Origin of the sequence: Ramlibacter sp. WS9, from assembly GCF_003797765.1 — a bacterium.
Lineage (GTDB): Bacteria > Pseudomonadota > Gammaproteobacteria > Burkholderiales > Burkholderiaceae_C > Ramlibacter.
Genome location: NZ_RKMB01000149.1, coordinates 1 through 435 on the forward strand (window position 1 = coordinate 1; position 435 = coordinate 435).

Here is a 435-nt window from a genome sequence, read left to right on the forward strand (position 1 = left end):
GCCGGGGATGATCGAGGCCGCCGACACGGTGACCGAGATGAGCCTGGTCAAGCACGCGTTCAAGGCCGGGATCAAGGCGCAGAAAGGAGTGGAGTTCTGATGCCCGCGCCATGCGCGGAGACGCTTCGCCCATGACCCAGGCACGCTGTCCGGCCCTGCTGATCGCCGCCCCGGCCTCCGGCCAGGGCAAGACCACCGTCACCGCCGCCCTGGCCCGCCTGCATGCGCGCCAGGGGCGACGGGTGCGGGTGTTCAAGTGCGGGCCGGACTTCCTCGACCCGATGATTCTCGCTCGCGCCTCCGGCGCGCCGGTCTACCAGCTCGACCTGTGGATGGTCGGCGAGGCCGAAGCGCGACGCCTGCTGGCGCGGGCCGCCGGCGAGGCCGACCTGATCCTCATCGAAGGGGTGATGGGCCTGTTCGATGGCAACCCCT

At 70.8% G+C, this 435-nt stretch carries 1 protein-coding gene and 1 pseudogene; both read left to right on the plus strand.

What is annotated here, in order from left to right:
* On the plus strand, window positions 1-100 hold a 100-nt coding region (locus EEB15_RS33380), incomplete at its 5' end, for a cob(I)yrinic acid a,c-diamide adenosyltransferase (protein ID WP_199236717.1).
* A gap of 10 nt (window positions 101-110) precedes the next feature.
* A pseudogene (locus EEB15_RS33385) lies at window positions 111-435 on the plus strand (cobyrinic acid a,c-diamide synthase); the annotation flags it as partial.